General features: G+C 57.0%; 13 protein-coding genes. 5 read left to right on the top strand and 8 right to left on the bottom strand.

Going from position 1 to position 18598, the window contains the following annotated elements; all coding sequences use genetic code 11:
- The first annotated feature begins 92 nt into the window (after window positions 1-92).
- On the top strand, window positions 93-1397 hold the full coding sequence (locus tag MB02_RS13520; RefSeq protein WP_067538576.1) for an ammonium transporter: 1305 nt from the start codon (window positions 93-95) through the stop codon (window positions 1395-1397).
- 205 nt (window positions 1398-1602) lie between these two features.
- Here MB02_RS13520 and MB02_RS13515 read toward each other — a convergent pair whose 3' ends face one another.
- The 6 genes from MB02_RS13515 to MB02_RS13490 form a co-directional block, all read right to left on the bottom strand.
- On the bottom strand, window positions 1603-3009 hold the full coding sequence (locus MB02_RS13515; protein WP_067538573.1) for an NAD(P)H-dependent flavin oxidoreductase: 1407 nt from the start codon (window positions 3007-3009) through the stop codon (window positions 1603-1605).
- Between the two features lie 26 nt (window positions 3010-3035).
- The gene (locus MB02_RS13510; protein ID WP_067538570.1) at window positions 3036-3779 is read right to left on the bottom strand and encodes a class I SAM-dependent methyltransferase; all 744 of its coding nucleotides are present in this window, start codon (window positions 3777-3779) and stop codon (window positions 3036-3038) included.
- Window positions 3776-4903, bottom strand: coding sequence for a peptide chain release factor 2 (prfB, locus tag MB02_RS13505; protein ID WP_067538569.1), 1128 nt, complete (start codon window positions 4901-4903; stop codon window positions 3776-3778). Before prfB ends, MB02_RS13510 begins: the two co-directional genes overlap by 4 nt.
- A gap of 112 nt (window positions 4904-5015) precedes the next feature.
- Window positions 5016-5519: a peroxiredoxin gene (locus tag MB02_RS13500; RefSeq protein ID WP_235829522.1), complete on the bottom strand. Its 504-nt coding sequence runs from the start codon at window positions 5517-5519 to the stop codon at window positions 5016-5018.
- A gap of 77 nt (window positions 5520-5596) precedes the next feature.
- Window positions 5597-8110: a penicillin-binding protein 1A gene (locus MB02_RS13495; protein WP_067538563.1), complete on the bottom strand. Its 2514-nt coding sequence runs from the start codon at window positions 8108-8110 to the stop codon at window positions 5597-5599.
- A gap of 58 nt (window positions 8111-8168) precedes the next feature.
- Entirely contained in the window at window positions 8169-9038 is an 870-nt protein-coding gene (locus MB02_RS13490; RefSeq protein WP_067538561.1) for an N-acetylmuramoyl-L-alanine amidase family protein, read from the bottom strand.
- Window positions 9039-9575: 537 nt separating this feature from the next.
- Here MB02_RS13490 and MB02_RS13485 point away from each other — a divergent pair.
- The 4 genes from MB02_RS13485 (at window position 9576) to MB02_RS13470 (ending at window position 15544) form a co-directional block, all read left to right on the top strand.
- Window positions 9576-12458, top strand: a complete 2883-nt coding sequence (locus MB02_RS13485; protein ID WP_067538558.1) for a ribonuclease E/G — start codon at window positions 9576-9578, stop codon at window positions 12456-12458.
- Window positions 12459-12623: 165 nt separating this feature from the next.
- Window positions 12624-13406, top strand: a complete 783-nt coding sequence (locus tag MB02_RS13480) for a succinate dehydrogenase iron-sulfur subunit (RefSeq protein ID WP_067538555.1) — start codon at window positions 12624-12626, stop codon at window positions 13404-13406.
- A 236-nt stretch (window positions 13407-13642) separates the two neighbouring features.
- A complete protein-coding gene (gene zapE, locus MB02_RS13475) occupies window positions 13643-14776 on the top strand; it encodes a cell division protein ZapE (protein ID WP_067538552.1) in 1134 nt (377 codons plus the stop codon).
- A 69-nt stretch (window positions 14777-14845) separates the two neighbouring features.
- Complete coding sequence (locus tag MB02_RS13470; RefSeq protein WP_067538550.1) at window positions 14846-15544, top strand: pirin family protein; 699 nt, start codon at window positions 14846-14848, stop codon at window positions 15542-15544.
- A gap of 5 nt (window positions 15545-15549) precedes the next feature.
- Here the strand turns inward: MB02_RS13470 and MB02_RS13465 are convergent, their stop codons facing one another.
- A complete protein-coding gene (locus MB02_RS13465) occupies window positions 15550-16512 on the bottom strand; it encodes a crotonase/enoyl-CoA hydratase family protein (protein WP_067538768.1) in 963 nt (320 codons plus the stop codon).
- A gap of 185 nt (window positions 16513-16697) precedes the next feature.
- Window positions 16698-18593 (bottom strand): XrtA/PEP-CTERM system amidotransferase, encoded by a 1896-nt coding sequence (locus tag MB02_RS13460; protein ID WP_067538549.1) that lies wholly within the window; start codon window positions 18591-18593, stop codon window positions 16698-16700.
- Window positions 18594-18598 lie beyond the last annotated feature (5 nt).

The following is an 18598-nucleotide window of genomic DNA, read 5'->3' as shown; positions in this document are numbered from 1 at the left end:
CGCGAGTTTGCGGACGCTTGCCGATTTACCTTATTCTGTCCTAGGGCCCTCCGTGACACGCGTCCCCCCGCGGACGCCGGGAGGGGACCGAGATGTTTCGCAGATTTGCACTGCCCATTGTGGCGACAGCCGCACTTTATTCAACAGCAACATTCGCACAGGATCCGTACGCCGCAGTCAGTGACAGCGGGGATACGGCCTGGATTCTGGTTTCTTCGGCTCTGGTTTTGCTGATGACTCTCCCAGGACTAGCCCTGTTCTATGGTGGGCTCGTCAGGGCAAAAAACTTTCTGTCAGTATCCATGCAATGCGGGGCAGTAGCCGCCGTGGCATCGCTGGTCTGGATCCTGATAGGTTACACTCTGGCATTTGGCCCCATCGGCGGCGGCTGGATTGGTGGTGGCAGCGCGTGGATGCTCAACAATCTTGGCAATGTGCGTGAAGGCCTGACTATCCCGGAGAGTACATTCGCTCTCTTTCAGCTTACCTTTGCAGCGATAACTCCGGCTTTGATGGTCGGTGCCTGGGTCGACCGGGCGCGCTTCGGTTGGGTAATCGGTTTCTGCGCATTGTGGAGCGCACTGGTCTATGCCCCGGTCGCGCACTGGATCTGGGGTGGTGGCTGGCTGGCAAATGCCTTCGGAGTACTCGATTTTGCGGGCGGAATCGTAGTGCACACGACAGCCGGCGTCTCTGCATTGATCATTGCTCTTCTGTTGGGGCGGCGCAAAGGTTTCCCCCGCACACTGATGCTACCTCATGCACCAGGCTTGACGATGATTGGGGCCATGCTCCTCTGGGTAGGATGGTTCGGCTTCAATGGTGGTTCAGCCCTGACGGCAACGGACGATGCGTCCGCGGCCATCCTCAATACTCACACGGCAGCCAGTGCCGCAGCGTTGTTCTGGGTGCTTGTGGAACGATTCACTGTCGGCAAACCGACCAGCGTTGGCTTCGCAACAGGTGCCATCGCAGGCCTTGCGGCCGTGACACCCGCAGCCGGCTTCATTTCGCCAGGGGCTGCGATCCTGTTCGGGGTTGCATCTGCCACAGTCTGCTACGGCGCCATCCAACTCGTGAAGCAAAAACTCCACATTGACGATTCACTGGATGTATTTGCCGTTCACGGCGTCGGCGGCATGCTTGGCTCTCTTCTGCTAGGCTTCTTCCTGTCAGGTAGTTTGGGCGGCACAGGCTATGCTGACGGCATGGGTATGGCGAGTCAGTTCGGTGGTCAGGCGCTTGCCATTTTGGTTGTGGCACTTTGGTCGGCTGTCATTACCGCCATCATCGCCTTGGGCGTATCGTTGTTCATTCCCATGCGCGTGGGCGAAGATGAAGAACGTGACGGCCTAGACATCGCAAGCCATGGCGAACGGGCCTGGGAAATGGACTGAAGGTATTTGGCTGGGCCGGTAGAGCTATCTCCGGCCCAGCAAGCCTTCTTTTTGTCCTCTGCGGAATACACCGCAGAAGATTCGAGTGACTCTAGCGAATGAGGATCGCAAGTATCTGAACGCCAAAGCATTTGGGCGCGGTGAATCACAAAGGAAGAGGCCGCCTCTTACGGCCGCCCCTGCCTTTTGCTCACATCTCTGTCGATCAGTCCCCGGTCAGGATACGATCGACCAGTTCTTTGATCGTGGGTGTGAAATTATTGGAATAAAACGGGTCCTGCTTAAAGCGATAAGCAGCATGCCCCGCAAACATGAGATTGCGCTCCACATCATCGCCATGAGCGATGTCCTGAAGCGTCTTCTGGATGCAAAAGCTGCGCGGATCAGCAAGTCGTCCAGTTGTATAATCATCATGATCTTTCCATGATGAAAAACCGCAGTGAGAGAGGCAGCCCATACAGGCAGCCTGATCTTCCCTGATAACAGTCCGCTCGTCCGGAGTAACAAAAACTACTGTATCATCCGGTGTACGCAGTGCTTCAGTGAAGCCCTGCCCCACCCAATTGCGCGCCCGGGCAAGATCCGCAGGCGCAACCCAGAAATTCTTGCCCTTAACCCCAACATCGAGCTGCACAGTATGCTCACCTGCCTCAACGCGGGAATAAGGGATCTGGCGCTCGCTACGTGCTTCAAGATCACGCAAGAATGGATTTCGAACCGCCGAGCTATAAAAACCTGTCGGCGAAAAACGATGCAACAAGACATCGCCGGGTTCGAGCGTGCGCAGTCGATCCTTCCAGCCTTGCGGAATCGGACTTTCTTTAGTCAGCAAGGGACGCGTGCCGAACTGGAAAACGATCGAGCCAAGCTCTGGATTGTCGATCCAATCGTTCCATTCGCGCAGGAACCACACTCCGCCTGCCATAACGATGGGAACGTCGTCCGGAATACCTTCTGCCCGCATCGTATCACGCAAGGCCTTTACGCGCGGGTAAGGATCCTCCGGCTTGGTCGGATCTTCAGCGTTGGACAAACCGTTGTGCCCCCCTGCGAGCCAAGGGTCCTCATAAACAACCGCCGCCATCAGTTCCGCGACCTTGCTGTAGGCACGCTTCCACAGGGCACGAAATGCCCGGGCGGAACTGATAATGGGCAAATATGCTACGTCATAGCGAGCTGCGATCTCGGCCAGCTTGTAAGGCATGCCCGCGCCACATGTCACACCTGTAACCAGTCCGCGGGTCTTATCCAGAATCCCTTCGAGTACGGCCTGCGCCCCACCCATTTCCCAAAGGACATTGATATTGATCGCACCTTTGCCACCAGCAATGTCGTGCGCACGCTTTACCTGCTCGATCCCGCCATCAATCGCATAGCGGATCAATTGTTCGTGGCGTTCACGCCGAGTCATCTGCTCGTAAAGCTGCGGGATGATCTTGCCCTCAGCATCATAGCTGTCGGCGTTGACCGCACTGACAGTGCCGATACCACCTGCCGCAGCCCAGGCCCCCGAGCTAGCATGGTTGGTTGCCGACACACCCTTGCCGCCTTCGACCAATGGCCAAACCTCGCGACCGCGATAGAGAATTGGCTGCAACCCCTTGAATGACATTCTCTTTCCTAACAAAACAAGCCGTTTCAGACGGCTGTATCTTTATGCGTTTCACTTGACTGGCGGCACGGCCTGATTTCTTGTGGAGCAGGACGCGTACCCGCCGCTTCAAACTGAGCGTAATAACCCGCCAGTTCCGGCTTACGGACAAATTCAACCAGACGAAAGCCCACACTTGTGAACTCGCAGAATAGCAAGTGTGGGTTGATCCCGTGTTGATCGGTTGGTCGATCAACATCTACAACAATCACCTGCCCGCCCTCACGCAAGGCCGGCCGCAAACGCCACAAGAATGCATATGGTTCTGCAACTTCGTGGTACATGTGGACAAGAAATACGCGGTCGAAACTGTCTTCAGGCAGATGCGGATCGTCAGGCGCACCCAGCTTGATGGACACATTGTCCAAGCGTTCCCGTTCGACACGCGCGCCCAGCTTCTTGAGAGCACTGGGGTCGATGTCTTGCCCGAGCACGCGTCCTCGCCGCCCAACCCTTTCAGCAAGACGTACGGTATAATATCCTTCACCTGCCCCGATATCCGCCACGCTCATTCCGTGCCGGATTTGCGCAAGATCCATCACAGTCCGCGCCTCGCTCCGATCATCGCGCGCCTGTTCGGAACTGATGCTATTACCCGCAACTTGAGAGATCGGGCGATCGGCCCGCGGAAAATCGCGCGCCGTTTCCGGCCTGTCGGCATCGGCTCGCCCCGGCTGGCAGGCTGCCAGCGAGAACAGGGCCAAGACGCAAAAGGCGCGCGCCTGTTTCACTCTACGTCCTCAACCTCGACCTGTTCGCCAGTCACGCGTTGCGAGAGCGCGGCAGCCATGAATTCATCAAGATCGCCGTCAAGTACATCACTTGGGCTGGTTGAGGTTACCCCCGTCCGCAAGTCTTTGACCATCTGATATGGCTGCAAAACGTAAGAGCGGATCTGATGGCCCCAGCCAATATCGGTCTTAGATGCATGCTCCGCACTTGCGGCCTCTTCACGTTTCCGCATTTCCGCTTCGAAAAGGCGCGCCTTGAGCATGTTCATGGCGATATCGCGGTTCTTGTGCTGCGAACGGTCAATCTGACTCGCAACGATAATCCCGCTTGGAACGTGAGTGATACGGACAGCAGAATCGGTGGTATTAACGTGCTGCCCCCCCGCGCCTGAAGCGCGATAGGTATCAATCCTAAGGTCGGCCGGGTTTATTTCTATATCGATGTCATCGTCGATGACAGGATAGACCCAGACCGAACTGAAACTGGTGTGTCGCCGGGCAGAACTGTCATAGGGGCTGATGCGCACAAGCCGATGAACACCGCTTTCGGTCTTGGCGTAGCCATATGCATTTTCGCCTTTCACCAAGAGCGTAGCCGACTTGATTCCGGCCTGTTCGCCAGCGTGATAGTCCACCAGTTCGACCTTATAACCGCGGCGTTCCGCCCAGCGAGTATACATGCGCTGAAGCATTTCGGCCCAGTCCTGGCTTTCCGTGCCTCCCGCACCTGCATGAATTTCCAGGTAGGTATCATTCGCATCGGCCTCACCAGAAAGCAGGGCCTGAACTTTGTCGGCATCGGCACGCCTGGCAAGTTCGCCCAATGTGGCCACGCCCTCGTCGGCTACGGCATCATCGCCTTCGACTTCACCCATTTCAACGAATTCGATCGCATCGGCCATTTCTTGGCTGATTTCATTGACGGTACCGATCGCAGATTCGAGACGGCGGCGTTCCCGCATGATCGCTTCCGCCCGCTTGGGGTCATCCCATAGAGTGGGGTCTTCAACTCGCGCATTCAGCTCATCGAGCCGGCGCAAGGCACGATCCCAGTCCAACGACCGGCGCACCAGCGCCAGCGCAGCTTCGATGCGATCAATATGGGCCTGCCCTTCGGCACGCATGTGACTTTAACTCCGTAATTTCGGGGCCCGCCCATTTAGCTGACGGACAAGATTTGCGAAAGTGGGGGAACGGCTTGTGCCCCTGCCCGCCACCGCACGGCGATGCAAGCGCCTATTTGCCGGCGAGCTTTTTCACAGTGGCAAGCGTCAGTTGAACATGCTTGCGCCAATCCATTTCGGAATGGACCATAACAATCCGTCCGTTCCGTCCGACAACGTATGAAGTCCGGTCTGTCAGGCCCGTATCCCCGTCTTTTCTGACGAGTGCGACATCATAGGCCTTGATTACAGCTGGACTTGCAGTCGCAACAGGAAATGCATCTCTACATTCCTCCGTTGAGAATTTACGCAAGGTCGGCAGATCGTCAGCTGAAAGCCCAACTACCTGTGCACCTGCGGCTTTGAAATCAGGCATAGCCTCAGCGAAGGCATGGGCTTCCAACGTGCACCCCTGAGTAAACGCCTTTGGGTAGAAGTATAATACCACCGGCCCCTCATCCAGGGCGCGTTCAAGATCGAAAGCAAAGTCCTTACCCGCCAATGCGCCTTTGGTGGAAAATTCAGGCGCCTTGGCTCCAACCGGCAAAGCTGCCGACGCAGAGGTACCAAAAGCCATGACGGCGAATGCAAATGCAAGCAGAGATCTCATTCTTGCATGATGGGCCTTACTCCCCCTCCTGTCCAGCACCGCTGTCAGTACACTCCTCCCTGCTCTTCCGCGAAATTGCCTGGTTGCCCCGCATTTCCGCCTGCCTTGCGCTGCTCTTCAGCTTCGCGCCCTCGTCGCAAAAGATCCATGATCTCCTGACGCATGGCATCGATTTCGTCTTGCCGGGTACTGCGGCTTGGCTCGGTATCCGGTTTGAAAGCTTCCCAGATGATTGCGGCTTTGGGATCGTCTGTTGGCCAGCCATCAAAAACACGTTTACCCGTCCGCCTGTCGATCCGAACCATGCGGACACCGGTCGGCGCCGGGAATGGCTCGTCGCTCCAACGCTTGCGAGTGGCTTGCACGAACTGCTTGAATATGGGGGCAGCATGACGCCCGCCCTGCGCATATCCCCCAAGGCTACGCGGCTTGTCATAACCCATGTAAACCCCCGCGACGATATCAGGTGATCCGCCGACGAACCACACATCCGTCGGCCCTGAAGTCGTTCCCGTCTTGCCGAAAAGAGGCAGGTCAAGATCGCGTAGAACAACCGCAGTACCCCGCTGCACCACGCCTTCCAGCATATGGATCACCTGATATGCCGTCCGGGGATCGAGCACCTGCTTGCCCCGCTCAGCAAGGCGCGGCATGGGCTTTCCATCCCACTCTGCCATGTTGCAACTATTGCATTTACGGTTGTCCGCGCGCCAGATCACCTTGCCGTTACGATCCTGCACATAATCAATGAGCGTGGAATTGAACTGGCGCCCCTGATTGGCGAGCGCCGCATAGGCGTTGACCATTCTCTGCACGGTAGTTTCACCGGCACCCAACGCGAAAGACAGGTACGGCTTGTATTCGCCTATCCCCACTTTCTGGAAAGTACGCGTGACATTCTCCATCCCCGCATCATTGGCGATGTGAACAGTCATCAGGTTACGTGACTGTTCCAGCCCCCATCGCATCGTGTGTTCGCCACTTCCGCCACCCCCGAAATTCCGAAAGCACTTCTCCCCCAGCTTTGCGCCCTGATAGACACAAAAGGGCCCATCCATCACCATGGATGCCGGGGTCAGCCCAAAATCGAGACCAGTGGCATAGACAAAGGGTTTGATAGTGGAGCCGGGCTGGCGAAGTGCCTGGGTCGCACGGTTGAACGCGCCAAGGCGGGAGTCGAATCCTCCCTGCATTGCCAATATTCGTCCCGTATGAGGTTCTTCAGCGACAAAGCCTCCGGAAATTTCGGGAATTGTCCGGACCTTGTATCCATTCCCATCAGGAGAAGCGACAACCACGTCACCCGCGCGCAAGGCGTCCGGCAGATTCGTCAGAGGGAATTCGTTCCCATCTGTGAAGCCAATTCTCGCAGATTTCCCGCTGCGGGCAGTAACGACGCCGACGCGCCAGTCTTTGTAATTGATGCCGAGATAGGAACTGATGAGCTGACTCTGCCAGTTGCCTGCATCCAGATTGATCTTCGCGACCGGACCAGTCCACCCGCGCGAGCCATGGAAACGCAGCAATCCCGTACGTAACGCATTACGCGCGGCGGTTTGCAATTGCGGATCCAAAGAGGTGCGTACCCACAATCCGCCAGCATAGACGCTATGCGGGCCATCCTCCGCCTTTTCACCATATCGGTCTATTAGTTGACGACGCACCTCTTCAAGGAAGTATCCTGCATCCACCGTCTTACCCGAGGCACGGCGCGGAAGCACGTCCAAAGGTTTTGCCTTGGCTGCGTCAGCCTCTTGTCGTGAAACGAATTTGTTATCGACCATCTGGTCAAGGACAAAATTCCGGCGCTGCAAAGCCAGATCTGCATATTTCGCCCGACCATATCTCTCGGGGGCCTTGGGCAGGATTGCCAGAAAGGCTGCCTCGTGCAAATCGAGATCACCGACATCCTTGTCGAAATAGGCTCTTGCCGCTGCCTGTACCCCAAAGCTTTGGCGCCCGAGCGGAATTTCATTCAGGTAAAGCTCGAGTATCTGCTGCTTTGTCAGCACGCCTTCGATTCTGCGTGCAAGGATCATTTCCTTGAGCTTGCGGGTAATCGAATATTCGTCACCAACGAGGATGTTTTTCGCTACCTGCTGCGTAATGGTCGATCCACCCTTGGCCCGCTGTCCCGAGCCAAGCTTGCTGACATAATCGACCACGGCGCCGGCAAAACCGGTGTAGTCTATACCTCCATGCGTCCAGAAGGTCTTGTCCTCGGCAGAAAGAAACGCATTGATCAAGGGCCGTGGGAAATCGACGAATTGCAATTGGACACGCCGTTCACGCGCGTAAGAATCCACAATTTCGCCGTCGATGCCGCGCACCATTGTCGGCAACGGCGGCTGATAGTCCAATAGCATTTCTGCGTCAGGCAGGTTGCGTGACAATGTCACCCAGACGAGCAGCCATAAAGCCAGAAAAGCAGCGACAGCTATCGCTGCCCAGCGGAATAACCGATTGTTGCGCCACCTTTCCCTGATCCAATGAAATACGCCAGTAGCGTCGCGGCGGATCCGGTATCGGACAGTATCGGAATTGCTCTCGTCGGCCATCGTGCGCCGCCCTTAGCACGCCCTCTTCGCGCGATGCCAGTAGGAAGCGTATGACAGGTCACACTCCCGTCTGGCGCGCGAAATAAGCACGAACCGCCCGATCTACGACTTCCGCAAATCTCTCTCGTCCGGAATTAGACGCAAGACGGCGCGCGTCTTCGGGATTCGTGATGTAGCCCGCTTCAAAAAGGACAGACGGAACGTCCGCCGACTTAAGGACGGCAAAAGCGGCCGAACGACGGGGTGTAGTGTGAAAATCCATCTGCCCAACCCCTTCACGAATGATGAGTTGCGCCAATTCAGCAGATTCTTCACGTACCCGACGTTGCGACAAATCAACCAGAATGGCGCTCACAGCGTCACTTTGCCCTTCCAGGGCGACTCCATTAACCCGATCCGCACGGTTCTCACGCGCGGCGAGACGCGCTGCTGTTTCATCTGACGCTTTTGCCGACAGCGTATAAATTGTCGCCCCGGTAATACCGCTTTTCTCACCGGCAGAATCAGCGTGAATCGAGATAAACAGCCCAGCGCCCAATATTCTTGCGATCTTTCGCCGTTCAGCCAACGCAAGGAATTGGTCGGTGTCACGCGTCATCGCCACACGAATCCCGCCTCCGGCCAACAGGCGATCGCGCAATGCCTGTGCAAGCCCCAGAGTGAGCACCTTTTCCTCATAGCCCGCGCCGCTCGCCCCCGGATCATGGCCACCGTGACCCGCGTCGATTACCACCAGTGGGCGACTGGCATCTTGCGGGCCCTCGATCTTGGGCAAGCCAATCTTGCGCCCCGCTGCGGGCAATTGGAGGCGAACGGCGTAACCATGCCCAGGATGCGTCAGGATCGTTTCGACGATAAATGCACCTAGCCCCGCAATAGAAGCGACCGTAACGAATACGGCCAACCAGAGTTGCACCCGAGGAGACATCGAAACAGCGTTATGAGCCTCGACGTCGGAAGAACAAGAGCGATTTCGCCTTATTCCGCAATATGGTTGCCCAGTTGCCGCACCGGTGCTAGCTATGATGTTACGGGGCAGGCCAGCCTTTCCGGGATCGCTTGGGACATATGATGTCGCGCTAAGTGAAACATTTTCGGAACCATGGCAGCAGTCTGCCCCGCCACAGAAACCGGACCTCCTACAAGAAGTTCGGTTCCACACAGGTTGACGCCCGAATGAGAAGCCCGCTCCAACACCGACCGCAACAGCCCGCCTTCGGCGCTGTTTCCGCGGCGGCTCGGGCCGCGCGCAGCACCCACGAAATTGACATGGGCCCGCGCGATCTCTTGAGGGCAGACACATTTCGCTTTCCCGGCCTGCAACAGCGAGCCGGCACGTTCCCCCTTTCCAACAGCCGGCCCCGCCAATGCCGGGCGGCTCGTGGATTACCTACAATTGCGCGCGCCGCACACGACATAGCCCACCAAAGGGCTCCTGACCGACCGCGCGCCTGGAGAATTCATAATGACAACGCGCATGCTTATCGATGCGCGCCACCCGGAAGAAACCCGGGTGGCGGTGCTGAAGGGCAACCGTATTGAAGAGTTCGACTTTGAATCTGCTGACAGGAAGCAGATCAAAGGCAATATCTATTTAGCGAAAGTCACTCGGGTCGAACCGTCGCTGCAGGCGGCTTTTGTCGACTTTGGCGGCAATCGCCACGGTTTTCTCGCATTCAGCGAAATTCATCCCGATTACTACCAGATTCCCCGTCAGGATCGTGAAGCGCTTCTGGCAGAGGAAGAGGCTGCCGCAGAAGAAGAAGCACGTCTACGCGCCGCTGAGGAAGAAAACGCGGACGACGACGATTTCGAATCTAGTGAGAGTGACGAAGACAGCAGCAGCGCATTGGTCGATGACCTTGCCGGCGAGGATGGTGTCGAGGAAATCGACACATCCGACAAGGACGATGTGGCTACAATCGAAGATGGGCATGTCAAAAGCGACGCTGAAGATAGCGACCTGGGCGGCGACGCTGAAGACGACGAAAGCGATGAAGATCGCGACAATCACGACCACGGCCGTCGCCGTGGCCGGCGTCAGGGCCGAGCGCGTTCAAAGGAAGCAGAAGAGCTTCGCGCCAAGCGCATGGCATTGCGCCGCCGGTACAAGATCCAGGATGTAATCCAACGGCGCCAGGTGTTGCTCGTTCAAGTCGTCAAAGAAGAGCGTGGCAACAAGGGAGCTGCTCTTACCACATATCTCAGCCTTGCAGGGCGCTACACCGTCCTGATGCCTAACAGCAGCCACGGCGGCGGCATTTCGCGCAAGATTTCCAGTTCGGCCGATCGCAAGCGACTGAAGCAGATCGTTGCGGAACTCAAGCTCCCCAAGACTATGGGGTGTATCATCCGTACCGCCGGACTTCAGCGGACAAAAACCGAGATCAAACGCGATTTCGATTACCTCGCCCGCCTATGGGACGAGATCCGCGAGAACACTTTGTCCTCCACCGCTCCTGCGATGATCCATTCCGACAGCGATCTCGTGAAGCGTGCAATCCGCGACATTTACAATCGCGAGATCGAAGAAGTCGTGGTCGAAGGTGAGGACGGCTACAAAGCTGCTCGGCAGTTCATGAAACTGCTCATGCCCAGCCATGCCCGCAGGGTTAAGCAATATGCTGATCCCGTGCCACTGTTCCAACGGTATGGTGCCGAAGATCAGCTAACGGCCATGTACGATCCAGTGGTGCAGCTCAAGTCGGGCGGCTATCTGGTCATCAATCCGACCGAGGCGCTCGTATCCATCGACATCAACTCGGGCCGTTCCACCAAGGAACACGGTATCGAGGCTACGGCGTTGAGCACAAACCTCGAAGCCGCCAAGGAGATCGCTCGCCAATTGCGTTTGCGTGACATGGCCGGGCTTGTCGTGATTGACTTCATCGACATGGAATACAGTTCCAACACCCGCAAGGTCGAGCGGGCGATGAAAGATGCGCTCAAGCACGACCGGGCACGGATACAGGTGGGACGAATTTCCGGCTTTGGCCTGATGGAAATGAGCCGCCAGCGCCTGCGCACTGGTGTGCTTGAGGCGACCACCCGTTCATGCCCGCATTGCGACGGCACTGGCCTGGTCCGCACCGCCTCAAGTGCAGGCCTTTCGGCCCTGCGCCTGATCGAGGAAGAGGCCGCAAAGGGCAAGGGCACGCTCATCACGCTGTACGCATCGACGGAAGCAGCAATTTACTTGCTCAACCAGAAGCGCGGCGACCTCGCGGAGATCGAGGAACGCTATGGCGTGACAGTCGAAGTGCTTCCTGAAGGGGAAAACGAGGGTGCAAAAATGCGCGCAACTAGCGCAGGCCCCCGCCCCGTCAATACACCCAGATTCGAACCACTGCTCACCATTGAAGACGAGGAAGAAGACGAATCCTTCGAGGAAGAGGAAGAATTCGAGTCGCGCGATGACGAGGACAATCGAGAGCCCCGCAAGAAACGGCGGCGGCGTGGCGGCAGGAACCGCAGACGTCCAGAGCAGTCCACAGATTCGGATGAAAACGAAGCGTCTGCTGAAAGCATGGACGAAACCGTGGAAGGCGGAGTTGATAGCGACAACGATGCCGAAGTTGCTGTCGATGGCGATGAAAAGCCCAAGAAGCGCCGTCGGCGCGGAGGACGCCGCCGTAAAAAGCGGATTGATGGCATCGAAGGCGAAGATGGTCTGAACGAAACCAGCGCCGAAACGCCCTCCGAAGCAGGAGAAGACGCCTCAAATCTGGAAGCAATACCAAGCGAACAGGTTGAGCCAGAAGAGATTCCAGTAGAAGCCATATCAGCAGAAACCGAAGCGGAACCCGAAGCCGAAAAAGCACCAGCCAAACCCAGACGGACACGCCGTAAGAAGGCGGAACCCGAGCCTGCGAGCGAAGAAACCGCAGCAGAGGCCGGCACTGCGTCTGCGGAGGCCCCTCCAGAGGCTGGAAGTGCTGCGATGTTGGCTGAAACTGGTCCTGCCGATGAGGACGGCGAAGCCAAGCCTAAGCCAAAACGGAGAACTCGCCGCAAAAAGGCTGATGCCGATACACCTTCTGAAACTGCTGTCGCGGATGCGTCACCGGAGGAAGAGCCCGCCCCAGTGAAGCCCAAGCGCACTCGGCGCAAAAAGGCAGAAACCGTCGCGAGTGAGGCTCCAGCAGAATCTGGAGCGGCCGATATTGCAGAAGTGCCCACTCCGGAAACGCAGCCAATATCGATTGCGCCTGCAGCCGCAGACGTTGCGCAAGCGGAAGCCACTGCAACCACTGAACCTCCTGCCGAGACGCAAGAGACGCCAGCGGTAGAGGATACCCCCTCAGAACCCCCTCGGCGTGGGTGGTGGCAACGCACTTTTGGTGAATAGATACAATTAGAGCCCTGCATGCACCGTATGCAGGGCTCACCTGATATTGGGATAGACCGCCCCGATCCATTAGATTGTGCCTCTGCAACCCTTGCAGGGTGGCGATGAATCGTTAGAAGGCACCACGAGTCCCGCGGCATGAGCCGCCAGCAGGAATGATAGGCGATGGCAACCTTTACGCTTCCCAAGAACAGCAAGATCTCTGGCAAAGGCAATGTCCACAAGGCGGATAGCGCGGGCCGGGTCAAGAAGTTCAAAGTCTATCGCTATGACCCGGAAACCGGCGAGAATCCGCGTTACGATACTTTCGAAATTGACCTCGACCAATGCGGGCCAATGGTTCTGGACGCGATCATCAAGATCAAGAATGAAATTGATCCGACGCTGACTTTTCGCAGGTCGTGTCGCGAGGGGATTTGTGGGTCATGCGCCATGAACATGAACGGGCGCAATGGTCTTGCCTGTACCACTGCAATTGACGATCTGCCGGGTGAAATCCGCATTACCCCGCTGCCGCACATGGAAGTGATCAAGGACCTTGTTCCGGATTTCACTCATTTCTACGCGCAGTACGCATCGATCCGTCCGTGGCTGCAAACGGTTTCAACCACGCCGAGCGGCAAGGAACGGCTTCAAAGCCCCGAACAACGCGAAAAGCTCGACGGTCTCTACGAGTGCATTCTGTGCGCCTGCTGCTCGACTAGCTGCCCGAGCTATTGGTGGAATTCTGACAAATTCCTTGGACCGGCAATTCTGCTCCAGGCCTATCGTTGGCTTGCCGACAGCCGTGACGAGATGACAGGTGAACGGCTCGACGAGTTGGAAGATCCCTTCCGGCTCTATCGCTGCCACACGATCATGAACTGTGCGAATGTTTGCCCCAAGGGGCTCTCTCCCGCCAAGGCAATTGCCGAGATCAAGAAGATGCAGGCCGAGCGGCACATCTGAATTGCACACAGATAGGACACCTGTAGCTGAAGATACACCGGCGCGGATTTTGAAAGGCCGGTGTATCCTGAAGAACAAGGTGCGCATCGCAAGTTCTCGGTCACACGAGAGATTAATCCTGACGGCATACCGCAGGTTGCCTCGCGCTCATTGCCTCAACGCCATGCGTCAGAAAACGCTACCTTTTTCGGGCTTCATGTGATCGCTACCCTCAGACGTTGTCAGCCAATCGCCGTATGACCGGACTGATTGCCCGCTACGAGGCCTTGGTCGCCGCTGGAGAGTTGCGCCCCGACCCTGAGCAGGCAGCCGCTGCCCACCGCTTGCATCTGCTGCAACGCGATCTGGAATCCCAGGGACAAAAAACAAGCTTTCTCGGGAAGCTGATGGGAAAGAAACCCCCCTCACCACGCGGCATCTACATGTGGGGGGGAGTCGGACGTGGCAAATCGATGCTGATGGATCTGTTCCACGACACATTGGCAATTGCGGACAAGCGGCGCGTCCACTTCCATGCTTTCATGCTCGAAGTGCATGCCGCAATGCGGGACGTGCGCAAGAGCGAGAGCGGAGATCCGATCCCTCAGGTAGCTGCGCGGCTTGCTCAGGGCCTCCGCGTACTGGCGTTTGACGAAATGGTGGTCAACAATTCGGCTGACGCGATGATCATGAGCCGACTGTTTACAGCCTTGATGATGCAAGAGCACATAACCATCGTCACTACCTCCAATCGCGCCCCATCCGAATTGTACAAAGATGGGCTCAACCGCGAGCATTTTCTGCCATTTATCGCGTTGATCGAACGTGAGCTCGATGTGTTGGCCCTCAACGGTCCGGTTGATTACCGTCTCGACAGGCTGGGAGGTATGGAAACCTGGCATACGCCGCTGGGCGATGCAGCGACCGCTCAGGTGCGCGAGGCATTCTTCCGCTTGACCGACTATAAACCGGAAGATGCAGAACATGTTCCCTCCGCCGATCTCGATGTCGGCGGCGGCCGTATGCTGCACGTCCCGAAGAGCCTCAAGGGTGTGGCCGTATTCAGCTTTAAAAGACTCTGCGGCGAAGCTCGTGGGGCTCCGGATTACCTGGCTATCGCACAGACCTACCATACCGTTATTCTGGTGGGGATTCCGATCATGGGGCCAGAAAAGCGGAATGAAACGGCACGGTTCGTGACGCTTATTGATGCGCTTTATGAACATAAGGTCAAATTGCTGGCGACGGCAGCCGCAAGGCCTGAAGACCTGTACGATACAGGGACCAAGGGGAACGAGAGCGGTCGCTTCGAATTCGACCGCACCGTCAGCCGCCTGCAGGAAATGCAGAGCGCGGACTACATGGCTGCCGGCCATGGCGAAGAGGGTTGATCTCCAACTCCCGCGTCACCATCTCATAACCATTCCGGCGTTAACACCCCGCCGAAGTGGATACCCAACATGATTGATATCAGGCCTTTTGCCTCACTCGGCCATGCTGAACATGGCTGGCTGGATGCTCACCATCATTTCAGTTTTGCAGGCTATCATGACACCGCCCGCATGGGTTGGGGGCCAATCCGCGTATGGAACGACGATACGATTTCTCCGCGTAGCGGCTTCCCTGCACACCCCCACGCCAATATGGAAATCGTCACTTTTGTGCGTAGTGGAGCAATCACTCACAAGGATTCACTGGGCAACATCGGCCGGACAGGGGCCGGGGATGTCCAGGTAATGAGTGCCGGTACAGGCATCACTCATGCTGAATACAATCTGGAGGATGAAGCGACCACTCTGTTCCAGATCTGGATTATACCTGATCGCGTCGATGTCACCCCCAATTGGGGTCAACGCCAGTTTCCTCACGGAGAACGCGCGGGGCGCTGGGAAATTGTCGCCAGCGGCAACCCGGATGCTGACAACGCCTTGCCCATACAGACTGACGCAAGAGTGTTGGCGGCCACCCTTCCCGCTGGTGAACGGCTGGATTACGCAGTCGATCCGTCCCGGCATCTCTACCTGGTATCGGCCTCAGGCCGCATCAGAATAAATGGGCGGGAAGCTCAACCACGTGATGGCATTGCCATCACCAATGAAAGCACGTTCACCGTTGAAGCGCTGGATCAAGCCGAACTGGTGCTGGTCGACGCGAAATAAACAAGTCAGGCAGCGCTGGTTGCCAGTCGGGACTGGGCCCGGGTCAGCCGGCTCATGACCTTCAGGTCCTGTTCTGACAGACCCAGCGCTGCATCTGCCCACAAATCGACAATCCGCTTGAGCTCATCAAGCGGAACCGGTGATGCCAACCGCATCGCCTGACGCGCCTTTACAAGGCCGACATGCCTCCGGCGGGACTTGTGAATGTAATCCCGGCAAGCTGACACGCCCTCACCCTTTTCGGCAAGCACATGCACGATGCCCATTTCATACAATTGTTCCGCCGAATAACTTTCATTCGACAGGATCATTCGTTCCGCCATGGCCGCGCCGATTTTCCGGGTTAGGTACGCATGTGCCCCCATGCCCGGGAAAAGGCCGAAAATCACCTCTGGCAACCCAAAGGTGGCTCCACGTTCCGCGATCAAAACGTCGAATGAAAGCAGAGCCTCAAAGCCGCCCCCCAGTGCAGAGCCTTCGACAAGGCCAATCGTCAACATGGGTAAATCCAGAGCACGCGCATTGCGTTCGAGAATCTCAACACAGCGGTAACCGTAGGCGGCCAAGCCATCACGGTTACGCTCACGTATCAAGCGTTGGAACAATTCCAGATCGCCGCCAAAGCAGAATACACCCGGCGACCGACTGCCCAGAATAAGGTATTTCAACGGCACTTTGCCTGGGCCGAAACCTTCCGCAATCAGCCTCTGCCAAGCGACGAAATCATGGAGCATGGTAGGCGTGAAGCTCGGCCGTCCGGAGGGCCGCATGAAAGTCCACAATGCCTCGATGTCATCCTCATACAGGACATCGAGTTCGTTGAGCGTATAAAGGTCCTGCGGCACAGATAAATGCCGCAAGCTCTCTTCCACGCCTGCCTTCGCATCTCCGGCGAAAAACAGGGGCGTGTCATCGGCGTCGTCGACGCCGGGCTCAACTTTGTCTAGCCCTCCATTAAGGCGGTCCATATTTTGCCCCTTGGCCGCAAACGCCAACTCACGAAAAATATTATATATTCGTGCCTATCTTGGAATCATATTACAGCGACGAGTCTTTTTGCAATCCGGTATTTACCATAATACGACGAATTGAGTCCTGCGCAGGACAGATACACCCACCTCCATCCCAAGATTCCGTCATATCTGCTTGTTTTTCATGATATATTCATGTTCCTGATCGCGCTGTCCAACATAACAAATTGCCACAAAAGGCGGCCGTGATCGCTCCTGCCTGCAATGTGATCCTCTGCGATCTGGCTGATCCGCCGTCCATCAAACCAACCTGTCCGATGCAATGATGGTCCTGTCGCTATAGCACGAGCATGATCCGCAAGGGGGCCACGCAACCATGCGCTGACAGGCGTCACGAAGCCCTGTTTAGGTCGATAGAGAATGTCATCGGGCAGATATCTGCGCATCGTGCGCTTAACCAGCCACTTACCCTGCATCCCCCGCAAACGCATTCTGTGCGGCAGAGATGCGGCGAATTCGATCAGGCGATGGTCGAGCAACGGTTCACGTGCTTCGAGACCTACCGCCATGCTGGTCCGATCAACTTTCGTCAGAATATCGCCCGGTAACCAAAACTTGAGATCTGCGTATTGCGCTCGATCCAGGCCCGAACGCGCAGGCGCACCGCGCATCATTTCAATAAACGGAGTTTCTGCGCGATAATCACCCCGCATGGCCAGAAAATCGGGGCTATAGAGCTGCTGCCGAAGTTCCGGAGGTGTAATGCCGACGGCGCGCGCATAGGCCCCTTCCCCGCTGTCGGCGAGAGACAATAACGTGGTCTTTGCTCGCAAGGGGCGAGGCAGCCAGTCTGCCTTGGGGTAGGCAGCGCCAAGTCTCCCGAACACGCCCTGCCTCAATGGCCCAGGCAGTATCCGCCGCACCAGATCTTCCCGCGCCTGAAACACCTGGCGACGATAGCCTGCGAATGCTTCGTCCGCTCCGTCGCCTGACAGTGCGACTGTCACCGTTTCACGGGCCAATTCACAAACCCGCCAGGTCGGCAATGCTGACGCATCCGCAAACGGTTCGTCGAACATCTTTGCCAATCTGTCTATTTCGCGAAAATCGTCAGCCCCCACGATCCGGCTCCGATGCTCGGCTCCGAACAGATTTGCTACCTTTGCCGCGTAAGAACTTTCATCAAGTGCCGCGACATCAAAACCGATGGAACATGTCCTTACGGGCTGCGCACTTGCCTCGGCCATCAGTGCCACCACACTCGAGGAATCGACACCGCCCGAAAGAAACGCGCCCAGAGGCACGTCAGCGACCGTGCGCGAAGTCACGGATTGGCGCATCAGATGCAGCAATTCCGCGGACAAATCAGCTTCGGTGCCTTTGCGCCGATCAACAAATGAAATGTCCCACCATTTCACAGGCAAAGAAGGTTCACGGTCGTGCCGCAGCAACCGATAATGCCCGGCAGGCAACTTCTCCACGCCCTTGAGAAACGACCGATGGTCAGGCACGTAGCCCCATGCCAGATAGTCCTCCACTGCCATGGGATCTATTTCCCTACGCAGCAATGGGTGCGCCAAAAGACCTTTCAATTCCGAGGCAAAGGCGACGCTGCCATCGCTCAGACTGGCTGTGAATAGCGGTTTTACACCCAATCGATCACGTGCAAGAAAGAGGGTCCGATCTTTGAGATCGTAAAGTGCGAAAGCGAACATACCGTCGAGACGGCTTAAACAATCAGGCCCCCAGCGGCCCCACGCCGCGAGAATTACCTCCGTATCGCCATCAGTCCGGAATTCCGATCCGGATGACATCAGTTCGCGACGCAGTTCCCGAAAATTGTAGATTTCGCCATTGAATACGATCACTGACCGCCCATCCGCCGATACCATCGGCTGCGATGAGCCTTCCAGGTCGATAATCGACAACCGGCGATGGCCGAGCCCAACTCCCGGCGCCGTCCACACACCCGCACCGTCTGGCCCGCGATGCATCAAGGCATCGCACATCCGTTCCACACGAGAGGCTTCGACCGGCTTCGGCGTACCGCAATGAAATATCCCGGCAATCCCGCACATAATAG

Origin of the sequence: Croceicoccus estronivorus, from assembly GCF_001625325.1 — a bacterium.
Classification (GTDB): domain Bacteria; phylum Pseudomonadota; class Alphaproteobacteria; order Sphingomonadales; family Sphingomonadaceae; genus Caenibius; species Caenibius estronivorus.
This window is presented reverse-complemented; position numbering and strand designations above follow the sequence as displayed.